Origin of the sequence: Streptomyces sp. NPDC007875 (assembly GCF_042868035.1) — a bacterium.
Classification (GTDB): Bacteria; Actinomycetota; Actinomycetes; order Streptomycetales; family Streptomycetaceae; genus Streptomyces; species Streptomyces antimycoticus.
In genome coordinates this window covers 101768-117647 of sequence record NZ_JBIADZ010000021.1, presented here as the reverse complement: position 1 = coordinate 117647, position 15880 = coordinate 101768, and the positions used below count along the sequence as shown (strand labels likewise).

The 15880-nt window shown below is 73.8% G+C and carries 11 protein-coding genes; 4 read left to right on the top strand and 7 right to left on the bottom strand.

The features are described from left to right. Nucleotides 1-210 precede the first annotated feature (210 nt). Genes ACFYOY_RS34510 through ACFYOY_RS34500 form a run of 3 tightly spaced genes read left to right on the top strand, consistent with a single transcriptional unit; the run spans nucleotide 211 to nucleotide 2563 of the window. Nucleotides 211-990, top strand: a complete 780-nt coding sequence (locus ACFYOY_RS34510) for a 5-oxoprolinase subunit PxpA (protein WP_351894302.1) — start codon at nucleotides 211-213, stop codon at nucleotides 988-990. Beyond that, a complete protein-coding gene (locus tag ACFYOY_RS34505) occupies nucleotides 987-1655 on the top strand; it encodes an allophanate hydrolase subunit 1 (protein ID WP_351894300.1) in 669 nt (222 codons plus the stop codon). Before ACFYOY_RS34510 ends, ACFYOY_RS34505 begins: the two co-directional genes overlap by 4 nt. Continuing rightward, entirely contained in the window at nucleotides 1652-2563 is a 912-nt protein-coding gene (locus tag ACFYOY_RS34500; protein ID WP_351894297.1) for a biotin-dependent carboxyltransferase family protein, read from the top strand. The genes ACFYOY_RS34505 and ACFYOY_RS34500 overlap by 4 nt, the downstream gene beginning before the upstream one ends. Before the next feature lie 79 nt (nucleotides 2564-2642). Here ACFYOY_RS34500 and ACFYOY_RS34495 read toward each other — a convergent pair whose 3' ends face one another. The 6 genes from ACFYOY_RS34495 to ACFYOY_RS34470 form a co-directional block, all read right to left on the bottom strand. After that, on the bottom strand, nucleotides 2643-2909 hold the full coding sequence (locus ACFYOY_RS34495) for a WhiB family transcriptional regulator (RefSeq protein ID WP_388591400.1): 267 nt from the start codon (nucleotides 2907-2909) through the stop codon (nucleotides 2643-2645). A 252-nt stretch (nucleotides 2910-3161) separates the two neighbouring features. Further along, nucleotides 3162-6800: a hydantoinase B/oxoprolinase family protein gene (locus tag ACFYOY_RS34490; RefSeq protein WP_388591398.1), complete on the bottom strand. Its 3639-nt coding sequence runs from the start codon at nucleotides 6798-6800 to the stop codon at nucleotides 3162-3164. Further along, nucleotides 6797-7981: an SGNH/GDSL hydrolase family protein gene (locus tag ACFYOY_RS34485; protein WP_388591396.1), complete on the bottom strand. Its 1185-nt coding sequence runs from the start codon at nucleotides 7979-7981 to the stop codon at nucleotides 6797-6799. Before ACFYOY_RS34485 ends, ACFYOY_RS34490 begins: the two co-directional genes overlap by 4 nt. Then, on the bottom strand, nucleotides 7978-9207 hold the full coding sequence (locus ACFYOY_RS34480) for a glycosyltransferase (protein ID WP_388591394.1): 1230 nt from the start codon (nucleotides 9205-9207) through the stop codon (nucleotides 7978-7980). Before ACFYOY_RS34480 ends, ACFYOY_RS34485 begins: the two co-directional genes overlap by 4 nt. A gap of 118 nt (nucleotides 9208-9325) precedes the next feature. Further along, nucleotides 9326-10492, bottom strand: a complete 1167-nt coding sequence (locus ACFYOY_RS34475; RefSeq protein ID WP_351894282.1) for a glycosyltransferase family 1 protein — start codon at nucleotides 10490-10492, stop codon at nucleotides 9326-9328. A 313-nt stretch (nucleotides 10493-10805) separates the two neighbouring features. Beyond that, entirely contained in the window at nucleotides 10806-12230 is a 1425-nt protein-coding gene (locus ACFYOY_RS34470) for a HEAT repeat domain-containing protein (RefSeq protein WP_351894278.1), read from the bottom strand. A gap of 314 nt (nucleotides 12231-12544) precedes the next feature. On the opposite strand from ACFYOY_RS34470, the gene ACFYOY_RS34465 reads away from it, so the two are divergent. Then, nucleotides 12545-14068, top strand: coding sequence for a SpoIIE family protein phosphatase (locus tag ACFYOY_RS34465; RefSeq protein ID WP_351894275.1), 1524 nt, complete (start codon nucleotides 12545-12547; stop codon nucleotides 14066-14068). A gap of 141 nt (nucleotides 14069-14209) precedes the next feature. On the opposite strand, the gene ACFYOY_RS34460 is transcribed toward ACFYOY_RS34465, so the two are convergent. Beyond that, entirely contained in the window at nucleotides 14210-15718 is a 1509-nt protein-coding gene (locus ACFYOY_RS34460; RefSeq protein ID WP_351894272.1) for a hypothetical protein, read from the bottom strand. Between the last annotated feature and the right edge of the window lie 162 nt (nucleotides 15719-15880).

Sequence of the window (15880 nt, the reverse complement as noted above, 5' to 3'; positions counted from 1 at the left end):
CCGACGACTCACCGGGTCGGCGATTTACGCCTTTTGTCCCGTTCGCCACATCAGCCCCTGTTCGGTGTCTCGTTCGTCCCGTATAGCGAGAAGTCAAGCCCAGAAACCGTCGCCGGACAACAGACATCTTGTCGGATCGTTCAACGATCGCTTACCTTGTGGTGCCATCCGCAGCCCCTGACGTATCCCCCACGCCCCGAACGGACGGATATGACCGCATCCTTGGCGAACCTGTCCATCGATCTCAACGCCGACCTCGGCGAGGGGTTCGGCCGCTGGGAGCTCACCGACGACGAGGCCCTGCTGTCCATCGTCACCAGCGCCAATGTCGCCTGCGGCTTCCACGCCGGGGACCCCTCGACCATGCGCCGGGTGTGCGAGCTGGCCGCCGAGCACGGGGTGCACATCGGGGCCCAGGTCTCCTACCGCGACCTGGCCGGTTTCGGCCGGCGCAGCATGGATGTCCCGCCGCGGGAGCTGACCGACGAGATCGCCTATCAGATCGGCGCGCTGGAGATCTTCGCCCGCACCGCCGGGGCGCGGGTGCACTACGTCAAGCCGCATGGTGCGCTCTACAACCGCAGCGTGCATGACGAGGCGCAGGCCGCCGCCGTGGTCGAGGGCGTCCGGCTGGCCGCCGGGGGTCCGCTGCCGGTGCTGGGGCTGCCCGGGTCCCGGCTGCACGAGGCGGCCCGCGCGGCCGGGCTGCCGGTGATCGCCGAGGCGTTCGCCGACCGCGCCTACACCGCCGCCGGGACCCTCGTACCGCGCGGCGAGCCCGGCGCCGTGGTCTCCGACCCGGACACGGTGGTCAAGCGCGCCCTCGGCTTCGCCCGGGACCACGCGGTGACCTCGATCGACGGACAGCGGATCGAGGTGGACGTGCGCTCGCTGTGCGTCCACGGCGACACCCCCGGCGCCGCCGACCTCGCCCGCCGGGTGCGGGGCGAGTTGACGGCCGCCGGAGTGCGCGTGGCGGCGTTCACATGACCCTGCGGTCCCTGCCCGTCGGCGAGCACGGGCTGCTCATCGAGGTCGACAGCGGCGAGGCGGCCGAGGCGCTCCACGCCGAGCTGCTGCGCCGCGCCGCCACGCGGGAACTCCCCGTCGTACGCGAGATCGTGCCCGCCGCCCGCACCGTGTTCCTCGACGGGCTCGCCGAACCCGGGCGGCTCGCCGCCGAGCTGCCCGGCTGGCGGATACCGCCGCTGGACCGCGGCGACAGCGAGATCGTCGAGGTGTCCGTGCGCTACGACGGGCCCGATCTGTCCGAGGTCGCGAAGCGGTGGGGGGTGACCCCCGAGGAGGCCGTAAGGATCCACTCGGGCACCGAGTTCCGGGTGGCCTTCTGCGGCTTCGCGCCCGGCTTCGGCTATCTGACGGGGCTGCCCGAGCGGTTCCATGTGCCGCGCCACGCGACGCCCAGGACCCGGGTGCCGGTCGGCTCGGTGGCCCTCGCGGGCGGGTACACGGGCGTCTATCCGCGCTCGTCCCCCGGCGGCTGGCAGCTCATCGGCACCACGGACGCCGTGCTGTGGGACACCGCGCGGGAACCGGCGGCGCTCTTCACCCCCGGTACCCGCGTCCGCTTCGTCCCGGTACCGGGTACGGCGGGCCCCGCGCCGGGCCCGGCCCCGGAAGGGACGGCGCCATGACCGACAGTGCCTTCGTCGTCGTACGGCCGGGAGCCCTGACCACCGTCCAGGACCTGGGCCGCGTCGGCCATGCCCATCTCGGGGTGCCCCGCTCGGGTGCGCTCGACCAGCCCGCCCACCGGCTCGCCAACCGCCTGGTGGGCAACGCCGAGGAGGCCGCGACCCTGGAGACCACACTGACCGGCTGCGCGGTGCGGCTGCGCCGCCCGGCGACGGTCGCGGTCACCGGCGCGCCCTGCCCGGTCACGGTCGACGGCCGCCCCGCCGCGTGGGGAGCGGCCGTACGGGTGCCGGCGGGCGCGCTCCTGGAGGCCGGGGCCGCCGCCCACGGGGTGCGCAGCTATGTGGCGTTCGACGGTGGCGTCGAAGCCGAGCCGGTGCTCGGCAGCCGGGCCACGGATGTGCTCTCCGGGCTGGGCCCGGCGGCGCTCGTGGACGGCGCGGTGCTGCGGCTCGGGCCGCCGGGCGGGCCCGCGCCCGGTGTGGACGGTGTACCGCATCGGGGCGTCGCGCCGGAGCTGGTGCTTCCCGTGATGCTCGGCCCGCGCGACGACTGGTTCACCCCGGCGGGGCTGCGCACCCTCACCACCGGGGACTTCCGTGTCTCGGCCGCGAGCAACCGGATCGGCCTGCGCACCGAGGGCCCCTCGCTGGAGCGGGCGAAGGACGGTGAGCTGGCCAGTGAGGGAATGGCGCTCGGCGCGCTCCAAGTCCCGCCGGACGGACGGCCGGTGCTCTTCCTCGCCGACCATCCGACGACCGGCGGCTACCCGGTCGTGGGCGTCGTGCCGGAGCCGTATCTGGCCGCCGCCGCGCAGGCCGTCCCCGGCACCCCGGTGCGGTTCACCCCGCTGGGCCGGGCCTCCTGGGGACCGCCTGCGCAGCGGACCGGCGCGGACGGCCGCTAGGAGCCGTCCGGCGGATCTTCGCGGGCCCCGCGGCCGCAGCCGCTGATGTCACCGGCGCGAAGATGCGCCGGGCAGGCCCTCAGCGGGCCCGCCGTGCGCCGACCCGCTCCCTGCGCTGCGCCTTGCGGCGCAGGGAGCGGCGCTCCTCCTCGCCGACGCCGCCCCAGACCCCGTGGGTCATCCCGGTCTCCAGCGCGTACTCCAGGCATTCCTGGATCACCGGACAGCGGTGGCAGACCTCCTTGGCCCGCGCCTCCTGCTGCTGGGCGGCCGGGCCCGCCACCCCCACCGGGAAGAACAGCTCCGGGTCCTCGTGCGTGCATTCGGCCTTCTGCCACCAGGCCATGGCTGCCCCTTCCGTGAACGACGGTGCTGAAATCGCCCGCCGTCGGGCTCACACGCATGGTTCGCGAGCGGGCGCCGCCCGAGAATCATGCGGGCGCGTCCTAGCGGGCTTCGATATGGGTCGGGTTTCCGATCGCGGCGGCGGCAAACGGATCCGGACGCGGCCATGACGCACACCGGGCTTCCTCGACGAGCCCCTGGGCGGCTCGGTCCGTCCTCGGGGGCGTCAGTCCCGCCGTGCCACGGTGAGCGGTCATGCGTCCCGTCCGGCACCGGTCAAAGGGACTCCGGCCTCCTCAGCCGGGCCGTAACCGCCGCCGCCCGGCGTGTGGACGACCAGGATGTCCCCCGCCCCGACGTCCGCCGCGTCGCGGCCCTCCAGGCGGTCCACCGAACCGTCGGCGCGCTCGATCAGGTTCGCGCCCAGCGCGCCCGGTTCGCCACCCGCCATGCCGTACGGGGCCACCCGTCGGTGGCCGGTGAGGAGGGCGACGGTCATCGGCTCCAGGAAGCGGATGCGGCGGGTGACGCCGTGGCCGCCGTGCCAGTGGCCGCGGCCGCCGCCGTCCCGGCGGATCGCGAAGCTCTCCACCCGCACCGGATAGCGCCACTCCAGCACCTCGGGGTCGGTCAGCCGGGAGTTGGTCATATGGGTCTGTACGGCGTCCGCGCCGTCGAAACCGTCTCCCGCGCCGGAGCCGCTGGCGACCGTCTCGTAGTACTGGACGCGGTCATTGCCGAAGGTGACGTTGTTCATCGTGCCGGAGCCCTCGGCCTGGACGCCCAGGGCCGCGTACAGGGCGCCCGTGACGGCCTGGGAGGTCTCGACGTTCCCGGCGACCGTGGCGGCCGGGAAGACGGGCGCCAGCATGGAGCCCTCGGGGATGCGGACCTCGAGGGGCTTCAGACAGCCGCTGTTGAGCGGGATGTCCTCGGCGACCAGCGTCCGGAACACATAGAGCACGGCCGCCATGACCACCGAGCTCGGCGCGTTGTCGTTGCCCGGCCGCTGGGGCGAGGTGCCGGTGAAGTCCAGGAGGGCGCCGCGCGCCGCGCGGTCCACCGTAAGGGTGACGCGGATGACCGCCCCGTTGTCGGTCTCGTAGCGGTACGAGCCGTCGCTGAGGCCGGTCACGATGCGGCGCACCGACTCCTCGGCGTTGTCCTGGACGTGGCCCATATAGGCGTGCACGACATCGAGGCCGAACTGCCCGATCATCCGGCGCAGTTCCTGGATGCCCTTCTCGTTGGCGGCGATCTGGGCGCGCAGATCGGCGAGGTTGGCGTCCGGGGCGCGGGACGGATACGGCCCGCCGGTCAGCAGCTCACGGGTCTCCCGGTCCCGCAGCGCCCCGTCCCGTACCAGCAGCCAGTTGTCGAAGAGGACGCCCTCCTCCTGGATGGTGCGGCTGAAGGCGGGCATGGAGCCGGGGGTGATACCGCCGATCTCGGCGTGGTGGCCGCGCGAGGCGACGAGGAAGAGCAGTTCGTCCCCGGCCTCGTCGAAGACCGGGCTGACCACGGTGACATCCGGCAGGTGGGTGCCTCCGTGGTACGGGTCGTTGATCGCGTACACATCCCCGGGCCGCATCGTGTCCCCGTTGCGCCGCAGCACCTCCTTGATGGACTCGCCCATGGAGCCCAAGTGCACCGGGATGTGCGGGGCGTTGGCGATGAGATTGCCCTCGGCGTCGAAGAGGGCGCAGGAGAAGTCGAGCCGCTCCTTGATGTTGACGGAGTGGGCGGTGTGCTCCAGGCGCACGCCCATCTGTTCGGCGATGGCCATGAAGAGGCTGTTGAAGACCTCGAGCATCACGGGGTCCACCTCGGTGCCGACCGCGGTGGTGCTCGGCCGCGGCCGGACCCGGGTGAGCAGCAGATGGCCGCCTTCGCCCACGGTGGCCTGCCAGCCGGGGTCGACCACGGTGGTGGCGTCCTCCTCGGCGATGATCGCGGGCCCGGTGACCCGGTCCGAGGGGCGCATACGGTCGCGCTCGTACAGCGCCGTCCGCTGCCATCGCCCTTCCGCGAACATCCTTACGGTCGTCACGGGCACCAACTCGCCCTCTCTCGGCAGCCGTTCCACGGCATGGCCGCCGGTGGGCCCGGACGCACCGACCGCCTCGACCGACACCGCCTCCACGACCAGCGGCTTGTCCATGGTGAAGGCGTAGCGCGCGCGATGAGCCCGGACGAAGTCCTCGGTCATCACGGGGACGGAGTCCAGCGGGACAGGGATGCTGGAGTCGGTGCCCGCGTACCGCAGATGGACCCGGGCGACGGTGTCCAGGGTGTCCTCCGGGACACCGTCCGCGAGCAGTTCGTCGCGGGTCTGGCCGGTCAGCCGCCCGCACAGCTCGCGCACGCGCGGCAGCGTCTCCCCGCCCAGCTCCGCCTCGACGGCCTGCTCGCGCATGGCGGTGGCGTCGGCCACCCCGATGCCGTACGCGGAGAGCACTCCGGCGAGCGGCGGCACGATCACCGTGCCGATGCCGAGCGCGTCGGCGACCGCGCAGGCGTGCTGGCCGCCCGCCCCGCCGAAGCTGGTGAGCGCGTAGCGGGTGACGTCACGGCCGCGCTGTACGGAGATCTTCTTGACCGCGTTGGCCATATTGAGCACCGCGATGTCCAGGAAGCCCGCCGCGGCCTCCTCCGGTCCGCGCCGGTCGCCGGTCGCCTCCGCGATCTCCTCGGCGAGCGCGGCGAAGCGCTCCCCGACCGTCGCCGCGTCCAGCGGCTGGTCGGCGTGCGGGCCGAAGACCGCCGGGAAGTGGTCCGGCTGGACCCGGCCGAGCATCACATTCGCGTCGGTCACGGTCAGCGGACCGCCGCGCCGGTAGCAGGCGGGGCCGGGGACGGCCCCGGCCGAGTCCGGCCCCACGCGGTAGCGCCGGCCGTCGAAGTGGAGCACCGAACCGCCGCCCGCCGCCACGGTGTGGATGTTCATCATCGGGGCGCGCATCCGCACCCCGGCGACCTCGGTGCCGAAGACGCGCTCGAACTCGCCCGCGTAGTGCGAGACATCGGTCGAGGTGCCGCCCATGTCGAAGCCGATGACGCGGTCGTGTCCGGCCCCGCCGGAGGAGCGCGCCATGCCCACCACGCCGCCCGCCGGTCCGGACAGCACCGCGTCCTTGCCCCGGAAGTGCGCGGCCTCCCGCAGCCCTCCGTTGGACTGCATGAACATCAGCCGGATACCGCGCAGTTCGGCGGCCACGTCCTCCACATAGCGGCGCAGGATGGGCGAGAGATAGGCGTCGACCACGGTGGTGTCGCCGCGTGACACCAGTTTCATCAGCGGGCTGACCTCGTGGGAGCAGCTCACCTGCGGGAAGCCGAGGTCGCGCGCCACCTCGGCGAGGGCCTGTTCGTGCACGGCGTGCCGATAGCCGTGCAGCAGGACGACGGCGACGCTGCGGAAGCCGTCGCGGTGGGCGGTGCGCAGCGCCTCGGCGGCGGCGTCGAGGTCCAGGGGACGGACGACCTCGCCGTGGGCGTCCACCCGCTCGGGGATCTCCACCACCCGGTCGTACAGCGCCTCGGGGAGCAGGATCCGGCGGTCGAAGAGGCGGGGGCGGTTCTGGTAGGCGATGCGCAGCGCGTCCCGGAAGCCTTCGGTGACGACGAGGACGGTCGGCTCGCCCGTGCGCTCCAGCAGGGCGTTGGTGGCGACCGTGGTGCCCATCTTGACGACGTCGATCCGGTCGGCCGGGATCGGTTCACCGGGGCCGAGCCCCAGCGTCTGCCGGATCCCGGCGACAGCGGCGTCGGTATAGCGCTCGGGGTGGTGGGAGAGCAGCTTGCGGGTGACCAGGCGGCCGTCCGGACGCTTGCCGACGACGTCCGTGAAGGTTCCGCCCCGGTCGATCCAGAATTCCCAGCGACCCGTCACCCCGTTATTGTCGCAGCGGGCGGCGGTGTGTCGGCGATGAGCGGGTCGGCGAGCGGGTGAGACAGCGGCGTGGTGGGGGCAGGCTGCTGGGCGAGCGGGGCGGCGGACGAGGGCGGGGGCCGCTCGGTGAGGGAGCCGGCGGGCGGATGAGGGAGCAGGGCGGGGGCCGGGCAGGAGGTCACCGCGGTGAGCGCGGCGAGAGTCGCCCGCCGGTCCCGCTCTTCGAGCAGATGGGCGGTGCCCCGGAGGCGGTGCCTCCACTCCAGGGCCGCCAGCGCGACCAGACCGGGCAGGAGGTCGGTGCAGCGGTCCGCGATCCAGCGGGTGCCGCGGGTCGCCATCCACCACGCGGAGGCGGCGCGCGAGGGCGCGGGGCCGTCGAGCTCCAGGGACGGCGGGGCGCCGGTCGCGACGGACCGGGCGCGCAGGGCGCTGTGGAACTCCCTTGCCAGCAGCCGGTGCCCGAGCTCGCTCGGATGCAGCCGGTCCACGCTCCACGCCCGCCGCTCGGCGACCCAGCCGTGGTCGCCGAGTTCCACATGAACCGCCTCGTACCGCTGGGACAGCGCGTGCACCACCGTGTTCACCGCCCGCATCCGGCGCCCCAGCGGGCGCGCGAGCGCCGACGGCAGCCCCAGCATCCGCCCGGGGTCGGGCAGGCAGGCGGTGAGCACCACGGCGCCGTCGGTGCGCAGGGCGCCGATCGTGCGGTCGAGGGCCTCCGCGACCCGATGGATGTCGAACGAGTCGCGCAGCGTGTCGTTCCCGCCGACCACGACCGAGGCCAGATGCGGGCGGGCGCGGCGGGCTTCGGCCAATTGCTCATCGGCGACGTCGGCGGCCAGCGCCCCGCTGCGGGACACATTGACGAACTCCACCGGTTCGTCGGGATGCGGCCCGGTGGCGGCCGCCAGCAGTGCGGCCCAGCCACGCCATCCGCCGCCGGGCGCCGGGTCGCCGAGCCCCTCGGTGAGCGAGTCGCCGAGGGCGGCGAACCGCAGCCTGCGCGGCTCCGCGCCGTCGCCCGGGCCCGGCGTCGGGCCGGGCGTCCGTCCCGCGGGGTGCGGGGCAGTGGTGGAACCCTCCCCCGCACGCTCCGTCTCCGTTTTCGTAAGGACGGCGTCCTTACGAGACGGTTCCGTACCAGCGCGGTCCCCCGTGTGAGCGCCGGCTGCGCTCACCGCACACCGCCGACTGCCCGGTGCGCGGAGGCCGCCGTGGCGGCCGGGAGCGCTGCGGCCGCGACCCGGCGGCCGTCGGCGCACCGGACGCCCTCGGTGGACGCGTCATGGGCGGTCAGGAAGGAGCCGACCGCGGTGGGCCAGCCGTAGCGCTCGGCGCGTGCCCGGGCCGCCGCCCGGCGGAGGGGCTCCGAGCGGGCCAGGACGCGCTCCACGGCGTCCGCGAAGGCCGCTCCGTTGTCCGCGGCGGTCTCGCCCGCGGCGCCGACGATGTCGGGCAGTGCGGAGAGCGCGCTGACGACGACGGGCGAACCGCACGCCAGCGCCTCCAGGGCCGCGAGGCCGAAGGTCTCCGCCGGGCCCGGCGCCAGCACGACATCGGCGCTGGCCTGGATGGCGGCGAGCCCGGCCCGCTCCGCCACATGGCCCAGGAAGACGGCCGGAAGCCCCTCGGCGTGGGCGCGGGCCTCCAGTCGCGGCCGCAGCGGCCCGTCCCCGGCGACCACGAGCGCCGCGGAGACACCGCGCCGCCGCAGCTCGGCGAGCGCGTCGAGCGCCCGGCCCGGCCGCTTCTCGGGCGAGAGCCGCGAGCACATGGCGAGGAGGACGGCCGCCTCGCCACGGTGGTGGTCCCGCAGCGCGGCGTCGTGGTGGGAGGGGTGGAAGTGGCCGAGATCCACGCCCAGAGGGGCGCGTACGACATTCCGCGCGCCGATCCGTACAAACTCGCGCGCCGCCCATTCGGTGGTGCAGACGATCCGCGAGTACGCCCGCGCGGTACGGAGGTTGAGCCGGTCCGCGGCTCCCTGGGCGAACCCGTCCGGCACGCCCCAGGTGCGCAGCACGGCGTCCGCGCTCTCATGGGAGACCATCACGGCCGGTACGCGGGCGCGCCGCGCCCACTCCCCCGTCCAGCGGAGGGTGGTGCGGTCCGACACCTCGAGCCGGTCCGGTGCCAGGCCGTCGAGCAGCCGGGTCAGCCGCCGCCGGTCGGTCAGGACACGGTAGCCGCCGGTGCCGGGGATGGTCGGCCCGGGGAGCGTGATCACCCGCCCCTGCCGGGTCTGCTCGTCCGAGACCCGCTCGCCCGGCACCACCAGGACAGCCTCGTGCCCGGCCGCCTGATAACCGGCACCGAGCTCGCGCAGCGCGGTGCGGAGGCCGCCGGAGGCGGGTGTGACGAAGTTGGCCAGCCGGACGATGCGCAGCCCCTTGCCGTCGCTCATGCTGCTCTCTCCTCCCACGGCGCTCACGCGGTGCCCCCTTCATTCGCTTCTCCGCCCACACGGCCCAAAGGCGCGGGCAACGCGACCACATGCAGCCCGGCCGCCGCGCGTGCGGCGCTCATGCCGCGACCGCCGTACGGGCCGCCAGCACCTCGGTGTAGTGGTCGATCAGCTGGTCGCCGATCGCCTCCCAGGTGCGGCCCTCGACCGCCCCCCGCCCTGCGTGCCCCAGTGCCGCGCGCAGCTTCGCGTCGGCCGACAGCAGCGATACGGCGTCGGTCACCTCGGTCGCGTCCCCGGGCGGCACCAGCAGCCCCGTACGCCCGTGGTCGACGAGGTCGAGCGGGCCGCCCGCCGCGGGCGCGACCACCGGGACGCCGCTGGCCTGGGCCTCCTGCACGGTCTGGCAGAAGGTCTCCTGGGGCCCCGTGTGGGCGAAGACGTCCAGCGACGCGAAGACGCGGGCCAGGTCGTTGCCGGTGCGGCGGCCGAGGAAGCGGGCGCTGGGCATGGCCGCCCGCAGCGCGGGCTCGCTCGGCCCGTCCCCGACCACGACGACCTGGACGCCGGGCAGCCGGCTCAGCGGCGCGAGCAGCTCGACGTTCTTCTCCGGGGCGAGGCGGCCGATGTATCCGACGATCAGCTCACCGCCGGGGGCGAGGGAGCGGCGCAGCTCCGGGTCACGGCGCGAGGGGTGGAAGCGCTCGGTGTCGACCCCGCGCGGCCACAGCCGGATCCGCGGCACCCCGTGCTCCTCGAGGTCGCGGGCGGAGGCGGTGGAAGGAGCCAGTGTGCGGTCGGCGGCGGTGTGCACGGCGCGGATGCGCCGCCAGGCCGCGTTCTCGCCCGCGCCGAGGTAGGTGCGGGCGTACGAACCGAGGTCGGTCTGGTAAACGGCCACCGCCGGTATTCGCAGCCGGAGCGCGGCCGTCATCCCGCGGGCACCCAGCACGAAGGGGCTGGCGAGGTGGACGACGTCGCTGTGGTGGGAGGTGATGGCGGCGGCGAGTTTACGGCTGGGCAGCGCGACCCGCACCTGCGGATAGCCGGGCAAGGGCAGGGAGGGGATACGTACGACGGGGTACGGATGCGACCGGTCGAGCTCCCCTTGGCTCTCGGGTGGCCCGCCGGCCGTGGCGGGCGGTGGACCTCCGGGGGGACCCGCCGGTGCGATGACCAAGGGGTGATGACCACGGCGGTGGAGATGGTCGGCCGTCTGCAGCGTGCAGTGAGCGACGCCGTTGATGTCGGGTGGGAAGGATTCAGTCACGATGGCGACACGCATACCGGTGTTGTCGGCGTACGAAGGGTGGCTCCGGCATCGTGCACGTTTCGCGCCGTAGAACGTCCCATGAGCGTTGGCCTTCGCGCTCCCCGGGCCCCGCTCGGGACCCCGGCGAGATCACGTCAAACCCGCATGAACCCGCCGCAATGAGCGACCGGTCACTCGGCGTGAAACTGTCGCCTGGGTGAACACCCTGTTCGGGTGGCGCGGAGGTACGGAGGGTGACGATCCCTTCACCCTGCCGGGGAAGACGCGTCTGCCGCCTCCGAGGTTGCGCCCCGCGCGAGATCGCGCTCCGGGGCGGCCGGCGGGGTCAGAAGTCCGGGGTTTCGGGCCCGATGCGGCTGCGGACCGCCGTCTGGACCTCGGCCTCCTCCGCCGGATCGGCGGCCAGCCGCCGGAGCTGTTCGACGACGCGGGTGTCGGCGGTGGCGGCGTGGCGGGCGGCGAGTTCGCGGGTGCTCTCCTCGCAGTCCCAGAGGCATTCGACGGCGAAGCCCGCCGCGAAGGACGGATCGGTGGCGGCCAGCGCGCGGGCGGCGCGGCCGCGCAGGTGGGAGGAGGCCGTCTCCCGGTAGACATGGCGCAGTACGGGCGCGGCGCACGAGATCGTCAGGCGCCCGGCGCCGTCGACGAGCGTCCACAGGATCTGTGCGTCCGGGCCCTCGGCCCGGACCGTGCGCCGGAGGGCGGCGAGCACGAGCGGGGTGTCGTACTGACCGCCGCGGCAGGAGAGCATCGCGGCCGCCGCGTCACCGAGGGCGTCGGGGCGGTGGGCCCAGACGCGGGCCCGGTCGAGGGCGGAGATACTGCGCATGCGTTCGAAGGCGGAGAGGGCCGCCTGGGAGACCAGCTCCGAGGCGTCCGGCTCGGTCACGGCCGCCTCGATCAGGTCGAGCACCTCGGGGTCGCCGATCTCCGCGAGATGCCGCAGCGCCGCGGCGCGGGCGGCGTCGGGGGCCGACGCGGCGGCGGCGAGGAGTTCGGGCCGGTCCTCGGGACCGGCGACGGCTGCCAGGCAGCGGGCCGCCGCGTCGGGGCGGCGGGCGTCCGGCTTCAGATCGTGCTCCCGCTGGGCCCACAGCAGGATGTCCTGGACGCTCCATCCGGGGCGCGGTCCCGAGGGCCGCATTTGGCGCTGCCACCGGTCGAAGGCACCCTGCTCCGCCGCCGCGCGCACCCGCGGCCCGTGGTGCGGATCGCCGGCCCACAGCCGCCAGGGCCGGGGCTCGTAGGCGCCGCGTACGACGGCGGCCAGCTCGGCGTCGCCCTCAGAGGTCTCGGGGAAGCGGGCGAGGACCGCGGGGGCCAGGCCGCGCAGCCCCGGGTCGTCGTCGCGCAGGGCCAGCTCGTCGAGGGCCCATTCCCAGTTGCTGCCGGCCGCGGTGTAGCGGCGCAGCAGCCGCAGGGCGTCGGCCCTGCCGTAGGCGGCGAGGTGGCCGAGGACGGAGAGGGCGAGCCCGGTGCGCGCCTCGTCGTCGTTGACCAGGTCGTCGGGGTGGAACAGATGCTGTTCGATTTCGTCGAGCTCGGCGTCGAGGTCCAGGCAGAGCCTGGCGTAATAGAGCGAGCGGTTCTCGACCTGCCAGTCACGGCGGGGGTCGCGCAGCACACAGTGGTGCAGTGCCGCGAGCGCCTCGGCCCGCGGCGCGGCGAGGGCATGCAGGGTCCCGTCGCCGCGGCCTCGCTGAAGGAGGCCGAGCAGGGTGCCGCTGGGCGCTATGTCTGGATCGAACATGAGGTCAGCATCCGGTGCGGGAGGTTCGCTGGCAACGGGATTTCCGTCGATCGGCATTCTTGCCGATGTCCTGGCGCCGTATGCCTGATGAACGGCGTGGGACTGAGGGACTCCCGAGCGCCGCAGCCTACCCGGAATCGCGCCCTCCGCCGATTCCCCGCCGATATACCCCCGGAAGGCCATCGGCATATGCCGCAAGCACCACCGGATCGGGTATTGCCAAACCGCTTACGGGATGTCGCAGCCTGTGCAAGAGTCGTTACCGGTCCCTCCCCTCAAGACCCGGCCGCGCCGCGCCCGTATCGGAGAACGTCATGCCGTCCCCCCGCTCCGCGGACCATCCCGCCGCTCCACCTCCCCAGCGTGACACGGTCGACGCCCTCATCTCGCAGACGCAGCGGCTCCGCGGCGGGCTCGACGCCGTCCGCCGCGACACCGTCGCGGACCTGGGCGGCACGGACGACGCGCAGGTGCGCTGGCAGCGTGCGCTGTGCGAGCTCGCCGTCCACCAGCTGGACGATCTGGACCGGCATCTGGGCGAGCTGCGCGAGGGACTGCTCGCCGATCCCCCCAGAACGGACGAGGGGACCGAGGCCGACGCGGCGGAGACGGACGCGGGGACGGAAGGCGACGCGGGAACGGCGGCCCCGGCCGGAGGCGATGGCACCGGCCGCGGTTCGCTGCTGAGCCGGGTCGGCAGCGCCGAGTGGAACCTCCTCTCCGACGAGGTGACCTGGTCCGACGAGCTGTGCCGGATCTTCGGCCGCGACCCCCGGGACGGCGGGCTCACCCTCGACGAGCTGCCCTCCTGGGTCTTCTCCGAGGACCAGCCGATCCTGACCGCGATGGTCACGGACTGCCTGGTGGACGGAAAGCGGATTGACGGCGAGTTCCGCGTCGTGCGCGCGGACGAGGTGGTGCGCACCGTCCATATGGCGGGCGAGCCGGTGCTCGACACCGACGGCAGCACCGCCTCCATGTGGGCCGTGCTCCGGGACGTGAGCGAGCTGCGCCGCAGCGAACGGGCGGTGCGCGAAAGCCGGGACACCCTCAGCCACCAGCGGCGGATCGCGCGAACGGAGCGCCGGCTGGCGGTGGAGGTGCAGGAGGCCGTGCTGCCGCCGTGGCGCGGCTCCCTCCGGCTTCCGTCCGGCGACGGCTTTCCGGGCGCCGGCCCGTCGGCCGACGGCACCGCCCTCGACATCGCCGCCCACTATCTCCCCTCCGAGTCCAGCGCCCAGATCGGCGGCGACTGGTACGACGCGCTCGAACTGCCGGACGGACGGACCCTGCTGAGCGTCGGCGGCCTCACCGGCCATGGCGTGACCGCGACCTGCGGTATGGCCATGCTGCTGGGCGCGGTGCGTGGCATGGCGGTGGCCGGGATCGAGCCGGGCCCGCTGATGGGGCGGCTCAACCAACTGCTCGCCGTCTCCTCCCAGCCCGCACTGGTCGGCGCCGCCTGCGGGCAGTACGACCCGCGCACCCGCACCCTGGTGTGGGCGCAGGCCGGACACCCCGCCCCGCTGCTCTTCCGCGACGGGACGGGGCGCCCGCTGCGCTCTCCCGACGGCGTGCTGCTCGGCGCCACCACGGGCGCCACGTATACCCAGTCCGAGGAGCGGCTGGAGCCGGGCGATCTGCTGGTGCTGCACACCGGACGGCTCGCCCGGGACGCCGAGGGCGCCACCGAGCGGCTGCTCGCACTCGCGCCACGGCTGACCGCCGCCCATGGCGCACAGGAGTGCGTACGGACCGTGGCCGAGGCGTTCGGCGACGAGCCGCGCGAGAACGACGCCTGTGTGCTGATCGCCAGGGTCACCGGTGCCCGCGCATGACGCGGCTTCCCACGTCGGTGTGGCGCGGTGATCGGCCCTCGTAAGGCGTTGGCTCCCCGTACGGGTGACTTGTTTCGTAAGGGTTGACTCGTCGTAAGGCGTTGCCCCTCGCCGGGCCCCTGATGAGGCGTGGCCCCGCCGCTAGACGGCCGCGCTACGGACGATGGAGCCGGACCCTTTCAGCCCCGGGCCACCCTTCCCCGCGCCCCCCTTCGGCATCACCTGCTGGATCTCCTCACGCAGCTCCCGGATGGCCGGTGCCGTGGAGTACCGCCCGGTGAGCCGGTACATCTCGCGCAACCGGTCCCAGGTGCGATGCGAGGAGTTCTGCTCGATCGTCAGCAGGGCCAGCCGGGCATAGCGCTCGGCCTGCTCGGGATCGTCGCCGATGAAACAGGCCGAGGCGATGGAGATGTGGTCGAAGATCTGGGACCGCTGGCGCCCGCCCTCCCGCATCCGCAGCGCCTTCTTGGCATGGCTCTCGGCGATGCCCGCCGCCCCCGGCTCATGCTCGGCGAGGGTGCGGTAGACCAGCCCCTGCATCCCGTACAGATCCGCCTCGTTGAACAACTGCATCCAGCTCGGCGCCGGACCGTCATCCCGGTCCGAGATGAACAGCTCCTCCGCCTCGCCCAGGGCACGGCGCACCGCCTGGCCGTGGCCCTTGGACGCCTGCGCCCATGCCTCGATGGTGCAGAACATGGCCCGGGTGCACGGCAGCGCCGCCTCGCCGGCACCGGTCTTGGCCAGCTTCATCAGATCCAGGGCGTCGTCCGGGCGGCCCAGGTGGACCATCTGCCGGGCTGCCCTCGAGAGCGCCTCGCTCGCCCGGGGGCGGTCGCCGCCCTCGCGGGCCGCATGGGCGGCGATGACGAAGTACTTCTGGGCGGTGGGCTCCAGGCCGACGTCATGGGACATCCAGCCGGCGAGCACCGCCAGGTTGGCCGCCACCCCCCACAGCCTGCGCTGCAGATGCTCGGGGTGGCGGTAGGCGAGCATGCCGCCCACCTCGTTGAGCTGGCCGACCACGGCCTTGCGCTGGAGCCCGCCGCCGCGGGCCGCGTCCCAGGCGCGGAACACCTCGACCGAGGTCTCCAGGGCGTCGATCTCCTGGGAGCCGACGGGGGCGGCCTCATAGCGGTCGAAGCCCACGGGCTCGATGGACAGGGGATTGTCGGTACGGGGCGCGTCGGTGGCGAGGGTGGGGTCGGAGAGCAGAAACTCGCTCATGGCACCGGTGATGGCGGATCCTGCGGCGAGCGCGGCGCCCGCACCCACCAAGCCGCGTCGGTTGAACATAAGGTCCATTCCCGTGAATTCGGTGAGGACCGCGGCCGTGGACTCGGGCGGCCAGAGCAGCCCGTCGGCGGGCTGCCCCTTTCCCGAGCGCCCCCCTCGTCCGAACCCGAGATCCTCAGTGGTCACGACTCGACCGAGACGCTCGGTGAACAGGGCCGCCAGCACCTTGGGCACGGGATCGCGCGGCGTCTCGCCGGTGTCGATCCAACGCCGCACCCGCGAGGTGTCGGTCGCCAGCTGCGGATGGCCCATGGCCGCCGCCTTCCGGTTCACGAGCCTCGCGAGCTCCCCCTTGGACCATCCGGCGAGGCCGAACAGGTCCGCAAGACGGGTGTTGGGTTCCCTCGTCACGTCAAGCCCCCAGGTTCCTCGGCTGACTTGACAGTAACGGTCCCGTCACGAGCCGTGCGACTATTCGCCAGGGTTCGCCAGGGTCCGCCACATGGTGTGCCACCCGCACAGGGGTGTGATGTAGGAGTGCGTTACCCGGCCCCGTGGCGGATCGAGCTGAAC